General features: G+C 54.8%; 19 protein-coding genes. 7 read left to right on the forward strand and 12 right to left on the reverse strand.

Going from position 1 to position 17,838, the window contains the following annotated elements; all coding sequences use genetic code 11:
• Positions 1-201 precede the first annotated feature (201 nt).
• From M0P56_RS02210 to nifH, 12 genes are all read right to left on the reverse strand, one after another.
• Complete coding sequence (locus M0P56_RS02210) at positions 202-795, reverse strand: hypothetical protein (RefSeq protein ID WP_291508414.1); 594 nt, start codon at positions 793-795, stop codon at positions 202-204.
• A 66-nt stretch (positions 796-861) separates the two neighbouring features.
• Complete coding sequence (locus M0P56_RS02215; RefSeq protein ID WP_291508415.1) at positions 862-1,515, reverse strand: nitrogen fixation protein NifQ; 654 nt, start codon at positions 1,513-1,515, stop codon at positions 862-864.
• A 21-nt stretch (positions 1,516-1,536) separates the two neighbouring features.
• Positions 1,537-1,845, reverse strand: coding sequence for a ferredoxin III, nif-specific (gene fdxB, locus M0P56_RS02220; protein ID WP_291508416.1), 309 nt, complete (start codon positions 1,843-1,845; stop codon positions 1,537-1,539).
• 4 nt (positions 1,846-1,849) lie between these two features.
• Positions 1,850-2,113 carry a CCE_0567 family metalloprotein gene (locus M0P56_RS02225; protein ID WP_291508417.1) on the reverse strand — a complete coding sequence of 88 codons (264 nt, stop codon included), beginning with the start codon at positions 2,111-2,113 and terminating at the stop codon, positions 1,850-1,852.
• Positions 2,114-2,170: 57 nt separating this feature from the next.
• The gene (locus M0P56_RS02230; protein ID WP_291508418.1) at positions 2,171-2,638 is read right to left on the reverse strand and encodes a NifX-associated nitrogen fixation protein; all 468 of its coding nucleotides are present in this window, start codon (positions 2,636-2,638) and stop codon (positions 2,171-2,173) included.
• Positions 2,631-3,047: a nitrogen fixation protein NifX gene (gene nifX / locus M0P56_RS02235; protein ID WP_215850269.1), complete on the reverse strand. Its 417-nt coding sequence runs from the start codon at positions 3,045-3,047 to the stop codon at positions 2,631-2,633. Before nifX ends, M0P56_RS02230 begins: the two co-directional genes overlap by 8 nt.
• Positions 3,048-3,081: 34 nt before the next feature.
• The gene (nifN, locus tag M0P56_RS02240) at positions 3,082-4,461 is read right to left on the reverse strand and encodes a nitrogenase iron-molybdenum cofactor biosynthesis protein NifN (RefSeq protein WP_291508419.1); all 1,380 of its coding nucleotides are present in this window, start codon (positions 4,459-4,461) and stop codon (positions 3,082-3,084) included.
• Positions 4,458-5,849, reverse strand: coding sequence for a nitrogenase iron-molybdenum cofactor biosynthesis protein NifE (nifE, locus tag M0P56_RS02245; RefSeq protein ID WP_291508420.1), 1,392 nt, complete (start codon positions 5,847-5,849; stop codon positions 4,458-4,460). The genes nifN and nifE overlap by 4 nt, the downstream gene beginning before the upstream one ends.
• Positions 5,850-5,867: 18 nt before the next feature.
• Complete coding sequence (locus M0P56_RS02250) at positions 5,868-6,164, reverse strand: 2Fe-2S iron-sulfur cluster-binding protein (RefSeq protein WP_291508421.1); 297 nt, start codon at positions 6,162-6,164, stop codon at positions 5,868-5,870.
• 311 nt (positions 6,165-6,475) lie between these two features.
• Entirely contained in the window at positions 6,476-8,035 is a 1,560-nt protein-coding gene (gene nifK / locus M0P56_RS02255; protein WP_291508422.1) for a nitrogenase molybdenum-iron protein subunit beta, read from the reverse strand.
• Between the two features lie 78 nt (positions 8,036-8,113).
• On the reverse strand, positions 8,114-9,589 hold the full coding sequence (gene nifD, locus M0P56_RS02260; RefSeq protein ID WP_291508423.1) for a nitrogenase molybdenum-iron protein alpha chain: 1,476 nt from the start codon (positions 9,587-9,589) through the stop codon (positions 8,114-8,116).
• Between the two features lie 63 nt (positions 9,590-9,652).
• Complete coding sequence (nifH, locus tag M0P56_RS02265; protein WP_291508424.1) at positions 9,653-10,543, reverse strand: nitrogenase iron protein; 891 nt, start codon at positions 10,541-10,543, stop codon at positions 9,653-9,655.
• A 460-nt stretch (positions 10,544-11,003) separates the two neighbouring features.
• Here nifH and M0P56_RS02270 point away from each other — a divergent pair, with 460 nt between their 5' ends.
• From M0P56_RS02270 to M0P56_RS02300, 7 genes are all read left to right on the forward strand, one after another.
• On the forward strand, positions 11,004-11,390 hold the full coding sequence (locus tag M0P56_RS02270; protein ID WP_291508425.1) for a response regulator: 387 nt from the start codon (positions 11,004-11,006) through the stop codon (positions 11,388-11,390).
• 18 nt (positions 11,391-11,408) lie between these two features.
• Positions 11,409-12,236, forward strand: coding sequence for an NAD(+)--dinitrogen-reductase ADP-D-ribosyltransferase (locus M0P56_RS02275; protein WP_291508426.1), 828 nt, complete (start codon positions 11,409-11,411; stop codon positions 12,234-12,236).
• A gap of 9 nt (positions 12,237-12,245) precedes the next feature.
• Entirely contained in the window at positions 12,246-13,634 is a 1,389-nt protein-coding gene (gene draG / locus M0P56_RS02280; protein ID WP_291508427.1) for an ADP-ribosyl-[dinitrogen reductase] hydrolase, read from the forward strand.
• Between the two features lie 25 nt (positions 13,635-13,659).
• Entirely contained in the window at positions 13,660-15,297 is a 1,638-nt protein-coding gene (gene nifA / locus M0P56_RS02285) for a nif-specific transcriptional activator NifA (protein WP_291508428.1), read from the forward strand.
• Between the two features lie 322 nt (positions 15,298-15,619).
• Positions 15,620-17,188 carry a nitrogenase cofactor biosynthesis protein NifB gene (gene nifB / locus M0P56_RS02290; RefSeq protein WP_291508429.1) on the forward strand — a complete coding sequence of 523 codons (1,569 nt, stop codon included), beginning with the start codon at positions 15,620-15,622 and terminating at the stop codon, positions 17,186-17,188.
• Between the two features lie 50 nt (positions 17,189-17,238).
• Entirely contained in the window at positions 17,239-17,457 is a 219-nt protein-coding gene (locus M0P56_RS02295) for a 4Fe-4S binding protein (RefSeq protein WP_065413764.1), read from the forward strand.
• A 9-nt stretch (positions 17,458-17,466) separates the two neighbouring features.
• Positions 17,467-17,802 (forward strand): iron-sulfur cluster assembly accessory protein, encoded by a 336-nt coding sequence (locus M0P56_RS02300; protein WP_271780951.1) that lies wholly within the window; start codon positions 17,467-17,469, stop codon positions 17,800-17,802.
• Positions 17,803-17,838 lie beyond the last annotated feature (36 nt).

The raw sequence follows: 17,838 nt of genomic DNA on the forward strand, positions 1-17,838 counted from the left end.
GTTTTGGGATTTGTTATCAACTTATTGTTATTATGATGATTAACAACGGATGTTGAGGTGTCATTAGTGCGTTTTGTTGGTTTCTCTACATCTCTCAGGATGGTTTTGCAAGAAAACGAACATCACAGGGCAGGGCCGAGATGTCAAAAACCCGGAGACCGCTGGGTATCCGGGTTTTCGCTAGCACAGTGGCAAAAGCGCTTATACGGGCCGGTTTTCGCCGGGATCACGTACCGCACCCATGCCCGCCAGGCATTCTCCATAGCTGATCTCGGGGAATACGGCACTGTATTGCAAGGCGCTCTCGGCGATGCGGTTGATCTTGCCCGCCGTGTCGAGTTTTTTGAGGTCGTTGCGTTCCAGTCCGAACAAGTCCAGCAGTTCATTGTAGACCGTCGCTTCATCCAGCGGCAGGATATAAAATGGAATGCTTTTGTATTCCAGATGGTAACGCTTGCTGAAGTCGATATTGTTGCAGTAAATAAAATACTTACCAGAGGGCTCCAGGTACTCGGCCAGTGCCGTTACCAGTGCGTCCAGATAACCAAAAGACAGAAGATAGCAGGATAAAAAAGAAATCTTTTGGGCGCCCGGCTCTGCTGAACTGATGACTTGTTGCGCGAGGAGTTCCGGTGGACGTGCTTCATCGGCCACGGCGGTGGCAAATTTGATAGCCAGTTCGCCGCGAAAACCGAAGCGTCCCTGCGCATTCAGTTCTCCCTTGAATACCTGGTTCAGCAACCTTTTCTGAGTGTCGAGCCCTGCAAATGCGCTTTGTTCGATGCTGATGGACATAAATGACTCCATATGGGTAGAGGTAAAATATTGCATCCTGATCGGGTTGCGGATGCTTATAGGTTTTTAGCCCTGGGCAGCCAGCAGGTTCCAACCACTGGCATCTTCCGGGCCGAAGCACTGGGCGTAATCATTACAAACATTGCAACTGGGTGCCTGGCAGAGGCGAACTTCAGCCTGGTCACACAATTGCTTATAAAAGAACTTCTTCCATTTCATATTGCCGGTGTTTTTGAAATACAGTCGCGGAAAATGATGTTTAATAATGTCACTGAGGTCCTCACGATTCGTCAGACCCAGGTCCTGCCACAAGTGATCATCGCCCAGGCAGCCCGCCGCGAGAATGGCCGCTACCCACTCTGTGGCCTGATTAACGCTGGCACGGTGATCCAGCAAGAGCTTAACCAGATCGCCGGTTTCCTCATTTCGCATGGATGCTTTGTTTTCTTTCCCCAGACATTGACACAGAAAAGTACCGCCTGCAGCGCTATGGAGATAGACCTTCGTGCATTGTGCGGTCGAGCGCGATGCCTCTATCCGCGGGAAATAACGAGAAAACAGATGGCTCAGTTGCCTGATCTCCAGGCCAAGCGCCATGCTGATGTTGCCCTTGCGTGCCATGGCACGATGGCTGATACACAGCGCAAAAAAACGTGCATCAGAGAATGCCTCATCCGGGTTGCGACCGGACATCAGAATGTCATATATGGCAGTCTTCATTGATGCATTCCCCCTGAAGCGCTACGCCGAGACGCTGACCGCTAAGGACATGGAAGCGTGGGTATAGCAGTCCTTGGGGCAAACCCGGGAGCAGGCCTCGCAGCCAATGCATTTTTCCGGATGGGCAATGGTCATGAATTTGCGTTCCGCCTCGTCATCGTCCGCCGCCACCAGCTCCCCGTCTTCAGTGATACCAATAAGGTTCAGCACATCCCGACCGCAGGCGCGGAAACAGCGCCCGCAGCCGATGCACTTTTCTTCGTTGATATGTTCGACAAACTGGGGTGTCCAGCCGAGCCCGCCCTTGGTGATGCCGGTTATGTCGTGCATGCCGTCATCCCCCGGGGAAGGACGCGAGCCGCGCCCTGGCCGCCGTCAGATCGCGGTAGGCGGCGTAGGTACGATTCGCCAGTTCCAGAATATTCTCCCAGCCGACGGGCAAATCTTCAGCCAGATCGTGAAGATCCATTTTGGCCTGGGTGGCCTGGGCATTGAGCCGTTTGATTTCTGTTTTCAATGCGTCCTTTTCGTCCACAATCAACTCCCAGTGATTGGTCTGTTCTTCTACTACCGGTAACATCTCCATTAATACAGACATGGCGTCATACTCCTATGCGCTGATGAACCATAAGCGTGAGCTACGCTGGTTCAAGGATCAAAAGCGGGCCACCTCCGGAAATTTTTCGATCATTTCCAGGGCACCTGCCACCAGTTTGTCACCTTCTTCGGCCAGTTTTTCCATGCTGGGGAAGCCAAAACGATGCACATCGCGCAACTGTTTGTTGACCACGATCAAACGTCCGGCAATCAGCACCATGCGGCCAAAGCCTTCATGACTCATTTTCATCATGGGCGACACCATGACTCCGGAAGCACGCTCCGTAGCCAGCCCCACGGCGTTATAAAAAAGTTCCACCCGCCATAGTATTTCGGGATCAGGATCGCCAATGATGGGTATCGCCCGGCGCTGTTCCTTATCCAGCACATAGGGTGCCAGCAGTTCGGTATCGGACTTTTTTTCCCAGGCACCGTAGCTATCCTGTGCCCGCCACTGCTTGACCAATTCGCGGAAAAACAGGGACTCTTCCGGCAAAACCGCCGCCACTGCAGTATTCTCAGGCATGACTTAACTCCTCTTCGTCATCAAAATTAAACGCTTTTTCTGCACCCTTATTCATGACCTTACGCAGCCAGGGGGGTGGAGTGCCCTGTAATACGACCTGCAGCTTGTCGAGTATTTCATTGATAGGTTCCGGTTCATTCACCTTGATGGGATGAATTTTCATGGCCACCACCCGCGCCGCACCAGAGCCGCCAATAGCGGCCACATACAGAATGGCGCAATCTTTGATGGCTTCCAGCTTGGGGGCCAGTTTGTCTTCGTTGCCGTCTTCGGCAAGTTCACCGTCAAATTGCACGGCCTCCAGAAAATGGTGACCCTCTGCACTGAGTTCATAAATAGCGATATTTTTTGCCCAACCAAAATGGGCATCGACTCTTTGCATATCTTGAGTTGAAAATGCGACTTTCATGGTGCCTCCTGGGCTTTGACCAGATAAAAAATGACTACTGCGTTCCGCATCCCGAACCAAACGCAAACGGCGCATGTGCATCGTGATCCTCCATGGGCAATGGCCAACTATCCGGACGATTTTCCTCTTCCTGTGCCATTAACAGGTTACCGATCTCGAAGGTCAGATCGCGGGCACCGCGATAGCCGAGGGACAGACGATGGGCGGCACCGAGCTGGTCAAAAATAGGTAGTCCCATGCGCAGGAAAGCGATATCCAGCCGCGCCGCCGCCTGCCGTCCATGGGAGTGGGTGATGAGCAGGTCACATCCAGCACTCCGCGCTTCCAGGTCTTCCAGGTCACCGATGAGCACTTCTTCACAAGGCATCTGTTCGAGTAGCGGCGAATGGGTGGTAGTCACTGCAGCAATGATGATCGCCCCCATTTCGCTGAACCACGATCCGATATTCCAGAGCAGGTCAGGCTCGGCGCCGATGGCGATTTTTTTGCCGCCGAAGAAAAAATGACTGTCGAGCATGGCGTCGATCAACTGACTGCGTTGGCGACGATATTTGCCAGGTACCGGTTGTCCGCTCAACTGACTCAGGCAGTCCAATAACTGATCCGTCGCTTCGATGCCGGTAATGCGATCGAAGAGCACATAAGGCTGGCCGGTCTTGGTCATCAGGGCTTCAGCCGCAGGACGCATTTGTTCGCCCAAGGCAATAGTCAGTTCTGCCTCACCCATGCGCCGGATGGCCTCCACTGGGGTGCCGCCCAGAGTGTTGGGCGTGAAGTCGTCCGGAATGTGGCCGTCCATAGATCCGGAAATATCGGGCAGGATGGTCGCTTCCAGCCCGAAGGATTCACTGATTTCCCGGAGTTCTTCGATGTCCGCAGCAGTGAGGTGGGACCCCACGAGGAAATTGACGGAACCCTCCCGGCGCGCGCTGCTGGGTTCAGCCAACCCTTTCACCATGCTCTCCACGGCCTTTGCCCAGCCGTCCTGAAAAGCATCCTTAAAGTCCGGGGTAGAGACGTAAACCAGGGCTAACTGGTCCAGTTCGGGATGGGTGGCGCGGAAGTTTTTGAGATAACCATCCACATCATCGCCTTTGGTCTCGGTGACGCCGGTGGAACAGATGCCGATGATGGCTGGTTTTGTGCGCTGCTGAATACTGAGAATAGCGATACCGATATTCTCCAGCCCGCCCATGACCGTCGCCACCTCACTCATGGCGGTGGTCTGCATGGGAATGCCCTCATTGAAATGCCGCTGAAAGAGCACCAGACCAAAGGCGGTACAGCCCTGGGAACCATGCAGCATGGGCATGCAGTCGGCAATGCCCATGAAGGCCAGGGCGCCACCGATGGGCTGGCCCATTTTGAGGGGGTTGACCGTGCACGCTTTGCGGCTCTGAATGACGGCGCTCATGTCCGTGCCTCCCGCATATCCCAGGGCGCGGGTTTGCGCAATAAGGTCCACATGGGATTGTAGAGGGCCAAATCGATCTGTTTCACCAGATTGACCATCCCTTCGTAACCGTTATAGGCGTGATGGCGTTCCTGGTTGATGTCCACCCAGGGCATTTTGTTTTTGAGGGCGGCAAATTGAGAGCGTCCGCCCGACAGCAACACATCCGCACGCGCCTCCTGAAACATTTTGTACATTTCCCGGGGCGTCAGGTCATCAATCATATGCGCGTCCTGACCCATGATTTCCTTTATTTTTTCTTTGTCTTCCTTAGTGGATTTCTTGACACTGGTCCCCACCACTTCCATCCCCCCTTCCTGCAATGCAGACACCACCGACCAGGATTTAACGCCCCCCGTAAAGAGCAGCACCCGTTTGCCGCGCAGGCGATGGGTATATTCGGCGATACGCTGCCAGGCTCTTGCCTCTTCCCGGACGATCAGTGCTTCGGTGCGGTCGTGGAGTTCTGCCGGGGCACCCTGCTGGATCAGCAGGCGGGTGATCTCCCGGAGAGATTCCGTGGTATCGGAGATGCCATAAAATGACCCTTCAAAGAACGGAATCTGATAACGCTCTTCCATTTTGCGTGCGATATTGATCATGGATTTAGAGCAGACCATCATATTGGCCCTGGCGCGATGGGATTGCGCCACGTCATGATATTTGGCGTCACCACTGATACAGCAGGTTACCCGGATCCCCAAATGATCGAGGAGCGGTTTGACCTGCCAGAGTTCACCGGAAAGATTGTATTCGCCAATGATATTGATGTCATAGGGCGTACTATATTCGGGCTCTTCCGTGCCGATCACATAATCTAGCAGGGCCTCTCCCGCCAGTTTGTTGCCGAGATTCTTGGCGCCGACAAAACCGGGGGAATTGACGGGAATGACGGGCTTTGCAAATTTTTGGCTCGCCGCTTTACAGACGGCTTCGATATCGTCCCCGATCATCGCCGGCACGCAGGTCTGATAGACAAACACCGCCGGCGGATCGTATTTATCGATTACTTCTTTGATGGATTTGAAGAGGTGTTTTTCGCCGCCGTAGACCACATCCAGTTCATTGATGTCGGTGGTAAAGCCGGTGCGATACAGTTGCGAACCAGACGATTTTGAACCGCGGTTATCCCAGGAGTTGCCCTCACAGGCGATGGGACCGTGGACCAGGTGGGCGACGTCGGTAATGGGTTGCAGGGCAATTTTTGCACCATCGAAAGCACAACCACCGGCCGCACCGCCTGGCTGCAGCGCCTTGGTGCAGCCCTTCTTACGCTCTTTGTCGGACTTGCTCTGGTTCTTGCTGCATCCCGGCTCATTAAAAACGTCATGGATTTTGTTCTGCAACATAAAGCACCTCCTGGTCAGTCAGAATGCGACAAAGAATTGATCACCGATTCCCACTATGCACTGGCAGGCCAGCCGCCAATAGGGTCCTTTCCACGGTTTCTGGCCTTCACTGGCCAGCATCGCGGGGAGCTTGCCGAGGCCCTGCAACGTTTGCTTTTCAAAAGCATTCAGACACAACTGCTGCTGCTTCCCCTGTGGTGTCACCCGCACCGCACAGGTCCCGCAAAGACCTTTCTGACAATGGACGGGCAGGGGCACATTCCATATGCGGGCCATTTTCAGGAGAGATATGGGCTGATGGTTGCGACAGGACATAGACCAGTCACCCCCGATACGCGGTGAAATAAATTGCACCAGTCCCATCGCTCTATCCTCGCGAAATAAAATTTAGAGCCTTACCAGAATATCTTCATCGCGCACGATGTACTGGCACGCCAGACGCCAGGGCGGCGGCAAATCTTTCAATTCAGCGTCTTCAGCTACCAATAAGGTAGGCAATCCCCGACCGTGGCATAAACCGTCAGGTCCTTAGCCATTTGGGGGAGGTGAAAGTGACATCTGCCATGCTGCTGCTCCTTGAGAGGCGGCGCTAACGCGCCGCCGGATAGCCGATATTGCCTTAGCGATTAACGAATAATGTCGAAACTGTAATCGCTCTGACTCGGCACATTACTGTTGTTGTCGATCTCATCAAAAATCTTGTCCAATATACGCACCAGCATATTCAGGCCGCCCTGATAGCCCCAGATGGGGTAACGGTGATGATGATGGCGATCGAAGATCGGGAAGCCGTAACGGATAAGGGGCGTGCCCGTATCGCGTTCCAGATATTTTCCGTAGGTATTGCCAAAGAGGAAATCCACCGGCTCGGTGAACAACAGGCTGCGCATATGCCAGAGATCCTTGCCGGCATAGACATGACAATCCTTGCCGAAGGGTGAGCTGTCGAACAACGCCTGCACTTTCTCCGCCCAATGCTTGGACCCATTGGTAGCCAGTACATGGGTGGGTTCGCCGCCCAGCTCCATCAGGAAGGCCGCCAGACCGAGGCACTGATCCGGATCACCGTAGATGGCGAACTTTTTGCCATGGATGTGCGCCGTGGAATCGGCAATGGCATCCACCAGACGCCCGCGTTCCTTTTTCAGTTCATCGGGAATCGCTTTGCCGCTGACACGGGACAATTCCATAATGAATTGGTCAGTACCCGATACGCCAATGGGGCAGTTCAGGGCAACGACTTCCTGACCGTGCTCCGCAATGAAAGGCAACGTCTTTTCGGTGCAATATTCCTGCATGGAGAAGGTGGCCTTGGCATTCAGGGACGCTGCGGTATCTTCCAGGGTGGTGCCGCCGTCATACATGCGGAATTTCCCGTCGCTCGGCGTATCAAAGACATCGCTGGTGTCGGCCAGGATCGTATATTCCAGGTTCATGAGATCCAGGATGCGCTTCACTTCCCGGGTGTTACCGACGGTATAGCCGTCAAAGCCGCCAATGAAGTTGATCTTCTCGTTGGGTGCGCGCACGAGTGCTGGTACGGTACCCGCCTTACCATCCCAAAAATGCGCCAGTACACCCTTCAGAGCGTTGTCATAGCCGGTGATATGGCTGCCGACAAACGCCGGAGTATGGGCGAAAGGCACATCATATTCTTCTGGTACGCTGCCCTTTTCCTTGGAGGTTTTGATGAAGGCGTTCAGGTCGTCACCGATCACTTCTGCCATACAGGTGGTGGAAACAGCAATCATCTTGGGTTTGTACATGGCGTAGGTATTGGCGAGCCCGTCAATCATGTTGTTGAGGCCGCCGAATACGGCAGCATCTTCGGTCATGGAAGAGGACACACAGGAAGTGGGCTCCTTGAAATGCCGGCTCAGATGGCTGCGATAATACGCGACGCAACCCTGTGATCCATGCACAAAAGGCATGGTGCTTTCAAAGCCCACTGCCGCGAATACGGCACCCAGCGGCTGGCAGGCCTTGGCGGGATTTACCGTCAAGGCCTCACGGGCAAAATTCTTTTCCCGATAATCCCACGTCTTTGTCCATTCACGGACCTGGACGAGCTTGCCCTGTGGTACCGTGTTTTCAAATTGTTCCTTCTTATTCTTGAGCATCTCCTGGTATTCCGGTTCACGGAACAGGTTGAAGTGATCAAGCACCTTTTCAGCGTTCTGACTCATGGCGTTATTCCTCATTCGATCATTGGGGCGGTCCGTCATCCGCCGATAAGCGGGCGGCAGGTGCCGCCCCCATGCTGCTTACTCCCAGGGCGTTTTGGTCAAACTCCACACGGGGTTGTTGATGGCCATATCCATATCCCGGGCGAAGATGGCGAAGCCGTCATAGCCGTGATAAGGGCCGGAATAGTCCCAGGAGTGCATCTGCCGGAAAGGTACGCCCATCTTCTGGAAAACATACTTTTCCTTGATGCCGGAACCCACGAGATCAGGCTGGATGGTTTCCACCATCTTTTCAAACTCGTAACCAGTCACGTCGTCGTAAATCAGCGTGCCGTCTTTCACATAATGGGTAGTACGCTGATAGTCGTCGTTGTGGCCGAATTCATAGCCGGTTCCCACCACATTCATTCCGAGATCTTCATAGGCGCCGATGACATGGCGGGGACGCAAGCCGCCGACAAAAAGCATGACCGTTCTGCCTTCCAGGCGCGGCCGGTATTTGGCGATCACCTCCTCGGTGAGGCGCTTGTACTTCTCGATAACCCGTTCCGCGCCTTCCTTGATGTGATCGTCAAAATAACCGGCGATCGTCCGCAGGGACTCGGCAATTTTGGAAGGTCCGAAGAAGTTGTACTCGACCCACGGTACGCCATGCTTTTCTTCCATATAGCGGGAGATATAGTTCATGGAACGATAGCAGTGCAGGACATTCAATTTGGCCATGGGGGTGTTCTCCAGTTCAGCCAGAGAACCATCACCTGACCACTGGGCGATCACCCGCAGACCCATTTCTTCCAGCAGGATACGTGAACTCCAGGCATCGCCGCCGATGTTATAGTCACCAATAATGGCAACATCATAAGGGGTCTTTTCAAAAGCCTTGGGTTCTGCACCCTGTTTTTCAAAGACATAGTCGCGGATACTGTCGTTGGCTATATGGTGGCCGAGCGATTGGGATACCCCCCGGAAGCCCTCACAACGCACCGGAACAATGGCTTTACCACCGTATTCCTTCGACTTCTTCTTGGATACCGCTTCGATGTCGTCTCCGATCAGGCCGATGGGGCATTCCGATTGCACGGTAATACCGTGGTTCAGCGGGAAGAGATCCTCGATTTCATCCATGATCTTTTCGAGTTTCTTGTCGCCACCGAAAACGATATCTTTTTCCTGAAAATCGGAGGTGAACTGCATCGTGACAAAGGTATCCACACCGGTGGTGCCGATATAATAGTTACGGCGTGAGGCCCAGGAATACTGACCGCAACCGACAGGTCCATGGGAAATATGAATCATGTCCTTGATCGGGCCCCAGACGACGCCCTTGGAACCCGCATAGGCACAACCACGAATGGTCATCACGCCGGGCACCGACTTGATATTGGATTTGACGCCGCAATCCGATTTACCTTCCTCATAGACGTTCAGGTGTTTGGCGCGTCTTTTGGCAGTTTTTTCCGGATAGACCTTGAGAACTTCATCAATCAGGGCACGATTGCGCGTCTTGGTCTCGGCGACAATCTGCGCTCGGGTTTCTTCAGCGGTAATGCTCATCACATCTCTCCTTTAGCGAGAAAAAGAGAGGGCAGCCGCCTGACGGCAGATGCCCTCTATCCATCAGACCGCAGCAGCCAGTTCGGCGGCTGTTTTGCCGATCACGCTCTCGTCTACTGCACTCATGATGCCGAACTCCATGAGCATATCTTCCAGCTCGTCCATGGTGATCGGGGTCGGAATCGTACCGTTACCGCCGTTGGCATGGATTTTCTGTGCCAACTGACGGTACTCCTCGGCCTGCTTGGATTCCGGTGCGTATTCCAGCACCGTCATCCGCCGCAGTTCCGCATGCTGCACGATGTTGTCGCGGGGCACGAAGTGAATGAGCTTGGTACCCAGCTTGCCAGCCAGGGCTTCCGCCAATTCCAGTTCCTTGTCGGTCTGGCGTTCGTTACACACCAGCCCGCCCAGACGCACGCCGCCCGAATTGGCGTACTTGAGAATACCCTTGGAAATGTTGTTGGCGGCATACATGGCCATCATTTCGCCAGACATGACGATGTAGATTTCCTGCGCCTTGTTTTCACGAATAGGCATCGCGAATCCGCCACACACCACGTCGCCCAACACGTCGTAGGAGACGTAATCGACGCCGTCATAGGCACCATTTTCCTCCAGGAAGTTGATGGAGGTGATAACGCCACGCCCGGCACAACCCACGCCCGGCTCCGGTCCACCGGATTCCACGCAGCGGATATCACGATACCCGACCTTCATAACGTCTTCGATTTCCAGATCCTCCACGCTGCCCGCCTCAGCCGCGAGACTCAGTACGGTGTCCTGCGCTTTGGAGTGGAGAATCAAACGGGTGGAGTCAGCTTTGGGATCGCAGCCAACGATGAGAATCTTTTGGCCCATTTCCGTAAGGGCTGCCAGGGTATTTTGGGAGGTGGTGGACTTGCCAATGCCTCCCTTACCATAAAAGGCGATTTGCCTTAGTTTGTCACTCATTGCCATGTCTCCTGTTTCAAAAATGACTAACTTGCCAGGTGGAAGCCCCCAAAAACGGGGAAGAGTCGCGTTCCGTCCTCGCTGTTGCAAGGGCCGTGCCAGATCTGTAGGTATCCACATAATAAGCTGTTTTATATATAAAATCGTACCTTTCTGGCAGACTCTTGCGGGCTGTTTGAAAACCTACAAAATGCACTTTCTATGTCAGGAACCCCACAGCGTTGACCAACTTATGCAATTCACCGCGCTGCTATTGGGTCGTGGAAGTGACCTAGTTAAGGCCCAACAAACTCAGTTTTGTTTGAATGGCTTAGTACTTTGTCTGGTCGACGGAAAGATTTTTTCGCTTTCCGGCTGGGAGCTATTCGGGATCTAAACGCGGGGCTGGAAATGTATGGCATAAAACCTGCTTTAATTACCCATTCAAGCAGGAAGGCTTGCTCAGCTTTGGGAGGACGGTATGCAGATCGGTGTGGATTGTAATCTCGCGGTGGGTAATCGGCGCATTTTTGTGCTGGATACGGATGAAATCGGGCGCATGGCAGTGCAATTCATGCTTCATGATGAATATGAAACCCACGAAATCGCCAGTCTCCAGGCGGCTGTCGCCAAGGCTCAGAATTGGCCGCCGGACCTGATCATTCTCGGCGAGGCGCTGCTGGACGAAGGCGGGTTGACCGTGGAGATGGTGAGCGAACAATTTCCCAAGGCACGACTGATGCTCGTGGTGGGGGAGGCGCGTTCCGCTCTGAGCCAGCCCGTCCTCAGTAAAGGATTCGTGTTCCTCCATAAGCCCCTGCGGCTCGAAGATGTCCGCGCCAAGGTGGCTGCCGTGTTGCAGAATTAGTCGCCGCAAGAACGCTTTTTGTCAACAGCGAACCCACCGGAGGAGCAGCGTCCGGCCCGTGCGCCGTCTGTCAATCTCGGTAGCAATCTGACCGGAATTCCGTCCGGGCTGTTGATCAGTGCTGAATTTCATGCGTTCCCGGTGCCGCTACATATCGCCGGGGTGCGCGATGGGCACCCTGCGCTTTTCCAGAGATTGTCTCTGGTACGGGAACAGTGCGAGGCGGGACAGATCTTCCAGGCGTACATGGAAGAGATTTTTGCTGGCGGGCATGACCGGACGAAGGGCCGACGCTTCAGGGCCAGCTATTTACGCCTGCTCAAGGGTTGGGGATATGACAGCAATTCGCCGGAAGGTGCGGTTATGAAGGGCTGGGTGGAGAGCCGGTTCGGGATCGCCCCGAATTTTCACCGACAGCTGATCGGTCGTGTGGGTGATGCCGCCTGGATTCAGTATATGACCGACAAAATGTCAGGGCGATTTGATAATAATGCGATCTGGTTGCAGCTTGACCTGTTGTTTGAATTCGCACAATGGTCGGCGCGGCGTTTTCTGGCATCTGGACAACGGCACTTGCGCTTGTTCCGGGGAACCAATGATTTTGCGGAACATCCTATTCTCTGGAAAGCCGGAGCGCGGCAGGGGGTGATCCGGCTGAACAACCTAGTATCCTTCAGCAGCGACCGGGACGTGGCCAGCGCATTCGGCGATTGCATACTGGAGGTGGAAGTACCTTTGGTAAAACTGCTCTTCTTCAAGGGCTTGCTGCCATGTCGCGCACTCCAGGCGGAGAGTGAGTATCTGGTGATCGGCGGTGAATACGCGGCACACATGCACTATTACTGAGGACGAGAAATGGGCTATGACTTGCGGGAGAGGGCATTAGGCGCCTACCTGGGATTGGCGGTCGGGGATGCCCTGGGCGCGACGGTGGAGTTCATGAGTCCCCCGGAAATCCGGGAGGCATATGGCGTCCACCGCGATATGACCGGTGGCGGCTGGCTGCATTTACGCCCCGGACAGGTGACCGACGATACCCAGATGTGTCTGGTGTTGGGGCGGAGCATCCTTGCCGATGAACAATGGTCCATTACCCGCTTTGGCGAGGGGATGGTGCAGTGGTTGCGCGGCCATCCCGTGGATGTGGGCAATACCTGCCGCCGGGGAATCCGGCGCTTTATGCTCAACGGCAGTACCGCCGCCGAACCGGCGGAATGGGATGCCGGCAATGGTGCGTGCGTGCGCAATCTCCCCGTGGTGCTGGCCACCCTGAACGCCCCCGCGGCCTTCCGGCAGATCAGTGTAGAACAGGCGCATCTGACCCACCATCACCCGCTGTCGGATATCGCCACCCTGACGCTGGGGGAGATGTTACGCTGCGCGTTGCGCGGTGACGGTGTTTCATCCGTGCGGCGCCTGGCGGATGCACTGGTTACACGGTACTCGGAATTCGATTTCAAAGAAATTCCCCAGGCGCCTACGCCCTATATTGTGGATACGGTACGTGCCGTCCTATATGCGCTGCTTCATACCGATAATTTTAAAGACTGCCTGATTACGGTGGTAAATCAGGGCGGGGATGCGGACACCACGGGCGCTATCGCAGGAATGCTGGCAGGAGGCCTGTACGGGACTTACGGGCTTCCCGGTGCCTGGTTGCAGCGTCTGGATCCCGCAGTTCAGAAAGAAATCGCGGGGCAGGTGGATCAGCTTCTGACCCGGGGTGAGCGAACAGATCATGAGCAGTTGCCGGCCAGCATGCCGCTGCGTGTCTTATTTTACGAAAAATCAGGCTGTGCCAATAATGCGCGGCAGAAAGCGCTGTTGACGTCCGCCGGCTGTGTGCTGGAGGTGCATGACTTATTGAAAACCGCCTGGACGGCGGAAACCCTGCGCCCCTATTTTGCAGATCGACCCGTGGCAGAGTGGTTCAACCCGGCTTCGCCGCGGGTAAAGTCGGGAGAGATCGTTCCGGAGGTGTTTACGGAAGCCGGGGCACTCGCCGCAATGCTGTTGGACCCCCTCCTTATCCGTCGCCCGCTCATGGAAGCGGGAGGCGCCAAAATCGCTGGTTTTTCTGAGGATCAATTACGCCTGTGGACGTCCATATCTCTTGATGTGTACACTGGGGATGTTGGCGCCATTCCAGACAATTGTCGACGCTCGGTGCCTTGCCCAAGCGTCAGACGGGCCAGCAGTCTCAGCAAAACTCCAGCCGCCTCATCCCACGCCAACGCCTCCTGAGCGCTGTAGAGAAGAGGACACTCTCATGAAAGATCGTGTAACACCAAATCATTTTCAGGAGCTGACGACCATCTATGAGGTGAGTAAGGTGCTCAGCTCCTCCATGGATCTTGAACACACCCTAAATGATGTGCTGAAGACGCTGGAAAGTCATCTGCATATCTCACCGTCCATGATTGTGTTGCGTATGAACGAGGAAGTGGTGGGGGTAATCGCTGCCACAGGGTTGTCTGTTGCGGAAATAGAACGGGGGCGTTATCGGTTAGGGGAGGGGATGATAGGCAAGATCATGCGTGCCGGCATGCCGATAGTGATTCCTGATGTCTCGCAGGAACCGGCTTTTCTGCATCGCGCCTTTGAACCGGAGATCAGTCAGCGCTTGCATGCCTTTGTAGGGGTGCCGATTAAGGTGGGGTATGAGTGTATCGGCGTGCTCGCCATCTATCGCAGTGAGCGACACAAGGGCGTGAGTTTCCGTTCCGATGTCCGCTTGTTGCAGATGATCGCCAATCTGGTAGGACAGACCGTTAATCTGCATCAGGGTATTTCGGCGGAACGAAACCGTCTTTTGCAGGAAAAACATCGTCTGCAGAAGGAGTTACAGAAACGCTACAGCATTAAAAATGTCATTGGCAACAGCCGCGCCATGCAGGCGGTGTTTTCTGACGTGCACCAGGCGGCGCCGGGCAAGGCGACCGTGTTGCTGCGCGGTGAGTCGGGCACCGGCAAGGAAGTTATCGCCCGTGCCATTCACTATCTCAGCCCCCGTCGCGACAAAGCCTTTGTTTCGCTCAATTGCGCGGCGCTCCCCGAAAGTATTCTCGAATCAGAGCTCTTTGGACATGAGCGCGGTGCGTTTACCGGCGCCACCCAAGAGCGCAAAGGGCGCTTTGAAGTGGCAGATGGCGGCACGCTGTTTCTCGATGAGATCGGCGATATCTCTCCGGCTTTTCAGGCCAAGCTCTTACGGGTGTTACAGGAGCGTGAATTCGAGCGGGTGGGCGGCAGCCAGACCCGGCGAGTCAATGTGCGCATTATCACTGCCACCAATCGCAATCTCGAAGAGGCGGTGAGCAAGGGCGAGTTCCGCGCCGATCTCTACTACCGGATCAATGTCGTCAGTATCTTCCTGCCTCCACTGCGGGAACGTCGTGAGGATATCCCCGCCTTGATCGAACATTTCCTCGCCCGTTACAACGCCGAGAATCAGCGCAAACTGACCCTCACCCCGGAAGCTTTGCAAACCATGGTGTCCTGCTATTGGCCGGGTAACGTGCGGGAACTGGAAAACTGCGTCGAACGCACCGCCACCATGATGCGCGGCGATATCATTCGCAATCTCGACGTGCCCTGCCAGCGCAATCAGTGTCTCTCCATGGCGCTGCGACCGCTGGAAGGAAGCCATCCCATCGTCACCATGAAGGTGTCAGGCAGAAGTAGTATACCGCTCCCGGTAATGCCCGAATCTGCGGAGCAAGTGGTGGATGCCTTGGTCGCAAACAGTGAGGCGAGTGCTGCACCTTTGTCGGAAAGGGATCGCCTGATCCAGGCCATGGACCGCTGTGGCTGGGTACAGGCCAAAGCCGCTCGTTTGTTGGGGACGACTACCCGCAAACTCGGTTATGCTCTCAATAAACATGGCGTAGAAGTTAAAAAACTCTAAACCAGAAACGCTCAACCGGGGGCGGCGAACGCCCCACTCACCCTCACTGTGCCCACCGCCTTTCGTGCTCGCCTGCTATTTTCACCCCTCCCCATTTGTCCGGTTTTCGACAATTTTTGCCGCAGTGCGGGAAACGCGCGTAATGTTACCGACAAAGCACCGGATGGTTTAGTCTAACATTTTGAAAAACAAAGGCAGCATATGCTGGCATCACTTTTGCTAAAGGTAATGCAAGCGTCAGCTTCTTAGGAGCAAGCCGATACATCCATGAGGCGCGCGGTTTTCCATCGTTCACTGAAGATCCGTATGGAGGATTACGCCCATGGCATCCCAAATAATTTCCCTTTCCAGTATTGCCACACCCAATAACGGGGTGGATCTGGATGAGATTATGCAGCAAAAGGCAGAACACCAAGGTTGTGGTACGAGCGGCGGTTCCGGCAAGGCCAGTTGTGGCACCGGAGCGGGGCAGGGAGATCTGGCACCGGAGATATGGGAAAAGGTCAAGAATCACCCCTGCTATAGCGAAGAAGCGCATCATCATTACGCCCGTATGCACGTTGCGGTGGCGCCCGCCTGCAATATCCAATGCAATTACTGTAACCGCAAATATGACTGCGCCAACGAAAGTCGGCCGGGTGTCGTCAGTGAAAAACTGACGCCGGAGCAAGCGGCAAAAAAGGTGCTGGCCGTGGCTTCCACCATTCCGCAAATGACCGTGTTGGGTATCGCCGGTCCGGGTGATCCCCTGGCCAACCCCGAGAAAACTTTCAAGACCTTTGAACTGATCTCGAAAACAGCGCCGGATATCAAGCTCTGCCTGTCAACCAATGGCCTGGCACTCCCTGACCATGTGGATACCATTGCCGGTTTTAATGTGGATCACGTTACCATCACCATCAATATGGTGGATGCGGATGTAGGCGCACAGATCTATCCCTGGATTTATTACCAAAACAAGCGGTACAAGGGGCGTGAAGCGGCGCAGATACTCACCGACCGGCAAATGCAGGGACTGGAAATGCTGACCGAGCGCGGCATTCTCTGTAAGGTGAATTCGGTCATGATCCCGGGCATCAATGATCACCATCTGGTGGAAGTCAACCGGGCAGTCAAGAGTCGCGGAGCCTTCCTTCACAACATCATGCCCCTGATTTCTGCGCCTGAACATGGCACGGTTTTCGGTTTGAACGGCCAGCGTGGCCCGACCGCGCAGGAACTCAAAGCCCTGCAGGACAGTTGCGAAGGTGAAATGAACATGATGCGCCACTGTCGGCAATGCCGGGCGGACGCGGTGGGTCTGCTGGGCGAAGATCGTTCAGCAGAATTCACGACCGAAGCCGTAATGGCGATGGATGTGGAATATGATCTCGAATCGCGCAAGGCCTATCAATCGCTGGTGGAGCAGGAACGTCAGGCGACGGCGGACGCCAAGCGGGCGGAACTGGAAACCCTGGCCGGCGAGCAATCCGATGTCAAAATTCTCATCGCGGTAGCGACGAAAGGCAGCGGGCGGGTCAATGAGCACTTCGGTCATGCCACCGAGTTTCAGATTTATGAGGCGAGTGCGTCCGGGGCGAAGTTTGTCGGCCACCGTCGCGTGGACCTCTATTGCCAGGGCGGTTATGGCGAAGAGGAAGCCCTGGAAACCACCATCATCCGCGCGATCAACGATTGTACGGCAGTTTTTGTGGCCAAGATCGGTGGCTGTCCGAAAGCCTCTCTGCAGGCGGCCGGAATCGATGCGGTGGATCGTTACGCTTTTGAATATATCGAGCAGTCGGTCATTGCCTACTATCGGGATTATCTCGATAACATCCGTAGCGGGGCCATTGTCCATAGCCAGCGCGGGGATGCGGAGATCCGGCAAGGGGCGTACATAGCTGCGTAAGGTTATCGGGGGAGATCTCCTCCCCCATTTTTGTGAAAAGGAGAAACATCATGGCTTTTAAAATCGTCGGTTCCCAATGCACCAGTTGTTCGGCCTGTGAACCGGAATGCCCGAATATGGCCATTTCCGAAAAGAATGGCACCTTTGTGATCGATCCGGCCAAGTGTACGGAATGCATAAACTATTTCGATGAACCTCAGTGTGTGGCGGTATGTCCGGTGGATGACACCTGCATCATTGACAACAACTATCCCCGTTACGTCGCTTAGGAGTCTGTCATGGAACTCACCTTTACGCCTAAAGCGGAACGCTTTATCCAGCGGATGATCACCTTTGGCGGTGGAAATGCTTCCAGTGCTTTCCGCCTTGCGGTAAAGCCAGGCGGGTGCTCCGGCCTCTCTTACGATTTTCGCATTGTCGACGCGGCGGAGCCCGGCGATGTGGCCATCACCAGTAATGGCATTCCGGTGCTGCTGGAACAGAAGAGTGTCCCTTTTCTCAACGGCGTCGTCGTCGATTGCGAGGACAGCCTGATGAATACTGGGCTGGTCTTTACCAATCCCAATGCGGCGGCCAGTTGTGGTTGCGGAACGTCATTTACACCCAAGGAATAAAGCCGGGTCCCGGAAATGGTGAGATTGGAGGGAGGA

This window comes from Acidithiobacillus sp. (assembly GCF_023229925.1).
In the GTDB taxonomy this organism is placed as follows: domain Bacteria; phylum Pseudomonadota; class Gammaproteobacteria; order Acidithiobacillales; family Acidithiobacillaceae; genus Acidithiobacillus.

Bases quoted from the DNA above. Each gene is read 5' to 3' on its own strand.
- M0P56_RS02210 (WP_291508414.1), bottom strand. From the start codon at position 795: ATGTCCATCAGCATCGAACAAAGCGCATTTGCAGGGCTCGACACTCAG.
- M0P56_RS02215 (WP_291508415.1), bottom strand. From the start codon at position 1,515: ATGAAGACTGCCATATATGACATTCTGATGTCCGGTCGCAACCCGGAT.
- fdxB (WP_291508416.1), bottom strand. From the start codon at position 1,845: ATGCACGACATAACCGGCATCACCAAGGGCGGGCTCGGCTGGACACCC.
- M0P56_RS02225 (WP_291508417.1), bottom strand. From the start codon at position 2,113: ATGTCTGTATTAATGGAGATGTTACCGGTAGTAGAAGAACAGACCAAT.
- M0P56_RS02230 (WP_291508418.1), bottom strand. From the start codon at position 2,638: ATGCCTGAGAATACTGCAGTGGCGGCGGTTTTGCCGGAAGAGTCCCTG.
- nifX (WP_215850269.1), bottom strand. From the start codon at position 3,047: ATGAAAGTCGCATTTTCAACTCAAGATATGCAAAGAGTCGATGCCCAT.
- nifN (WP_291508419.1), bottom strand. From the start codon at position 4,461: ATGAGCGCCGTCATTCAGAGCCGCAAAGCGTGCACGGTCAACCCCCTC.
- nifE (WP_291508420.1), bottom strand. From the start codon at position 5,849: ATGTTGCAGAACAAAATCCATGACGTTTTTAATGAGCCGGGATGCAGC.
- M0P56_RS02250 (WP_291508421.1), bottom strand. From the start codon at position 6,164: ATGTCCTGTCGCAACCATCAGCCCATATCTCTCCTGAAAATGGCCCGC.
- nifK (WP_291508422.1), bottom strand. From the start codon at position 8,035: ATGAGTCAGAACGCTGAAAAGGTGCTTGATCACTTCAACCTGTTCCGT.
- nifD (WP_291508423.1), bottom strand. From the start codon at position 9,589: ATGAGCATTACCGCTGAAGAAACCCGAGCGCAGATTGTCGCCGAGACC.
- nifH (WP_291508424.1), bottom strand. From the start codon at position 10,543: ATGAGTGACAAACTAAGGCAAATCGCCTTTTATGGTAAGGGAGGCATT.
- M0P56_RS02270 (WP_291508425.1), top strand. From the start codon at position 11,004: ATGCAGATCGGTGTGGATTGTAATCTCGCGGTGGGTAATCGGCGCATT.
- draG (WP_291508427.1), top strand. From the start codon at position 12,246: ATGGGCTATGACTTGCGGGAGAGGGCATTAGGCGCCTACCTGGGATTG.
- nifA (WP_291508428.1), top strand. From the start codon at position 13,660: ATGAAAGATCGTGTAACACCAAATCATTTTCAGGAGCTGACGACCATC.
- nifB (WP_291508429.1), top strand. From the start codon at position 15,620: ATGGCATCCCAAATAATTTCCCTTTCCAGTATTGCCACACCCAATAAC.
- M0P56_RS02295 (WP_065413764.1), top strand. From the start codon at position 17,239: ATGGCTTTTAAAATCGTCGGTTCCCAATGCACCAGTTGTTCGGCCTGT.
- M0P56_RS02300 (WP_271780951.1), top strand. From the start codon at position 17,467: ATGGAACTCACCTTTACGCCTAAAGCGGAACGCTTTATCCAGCGGATG.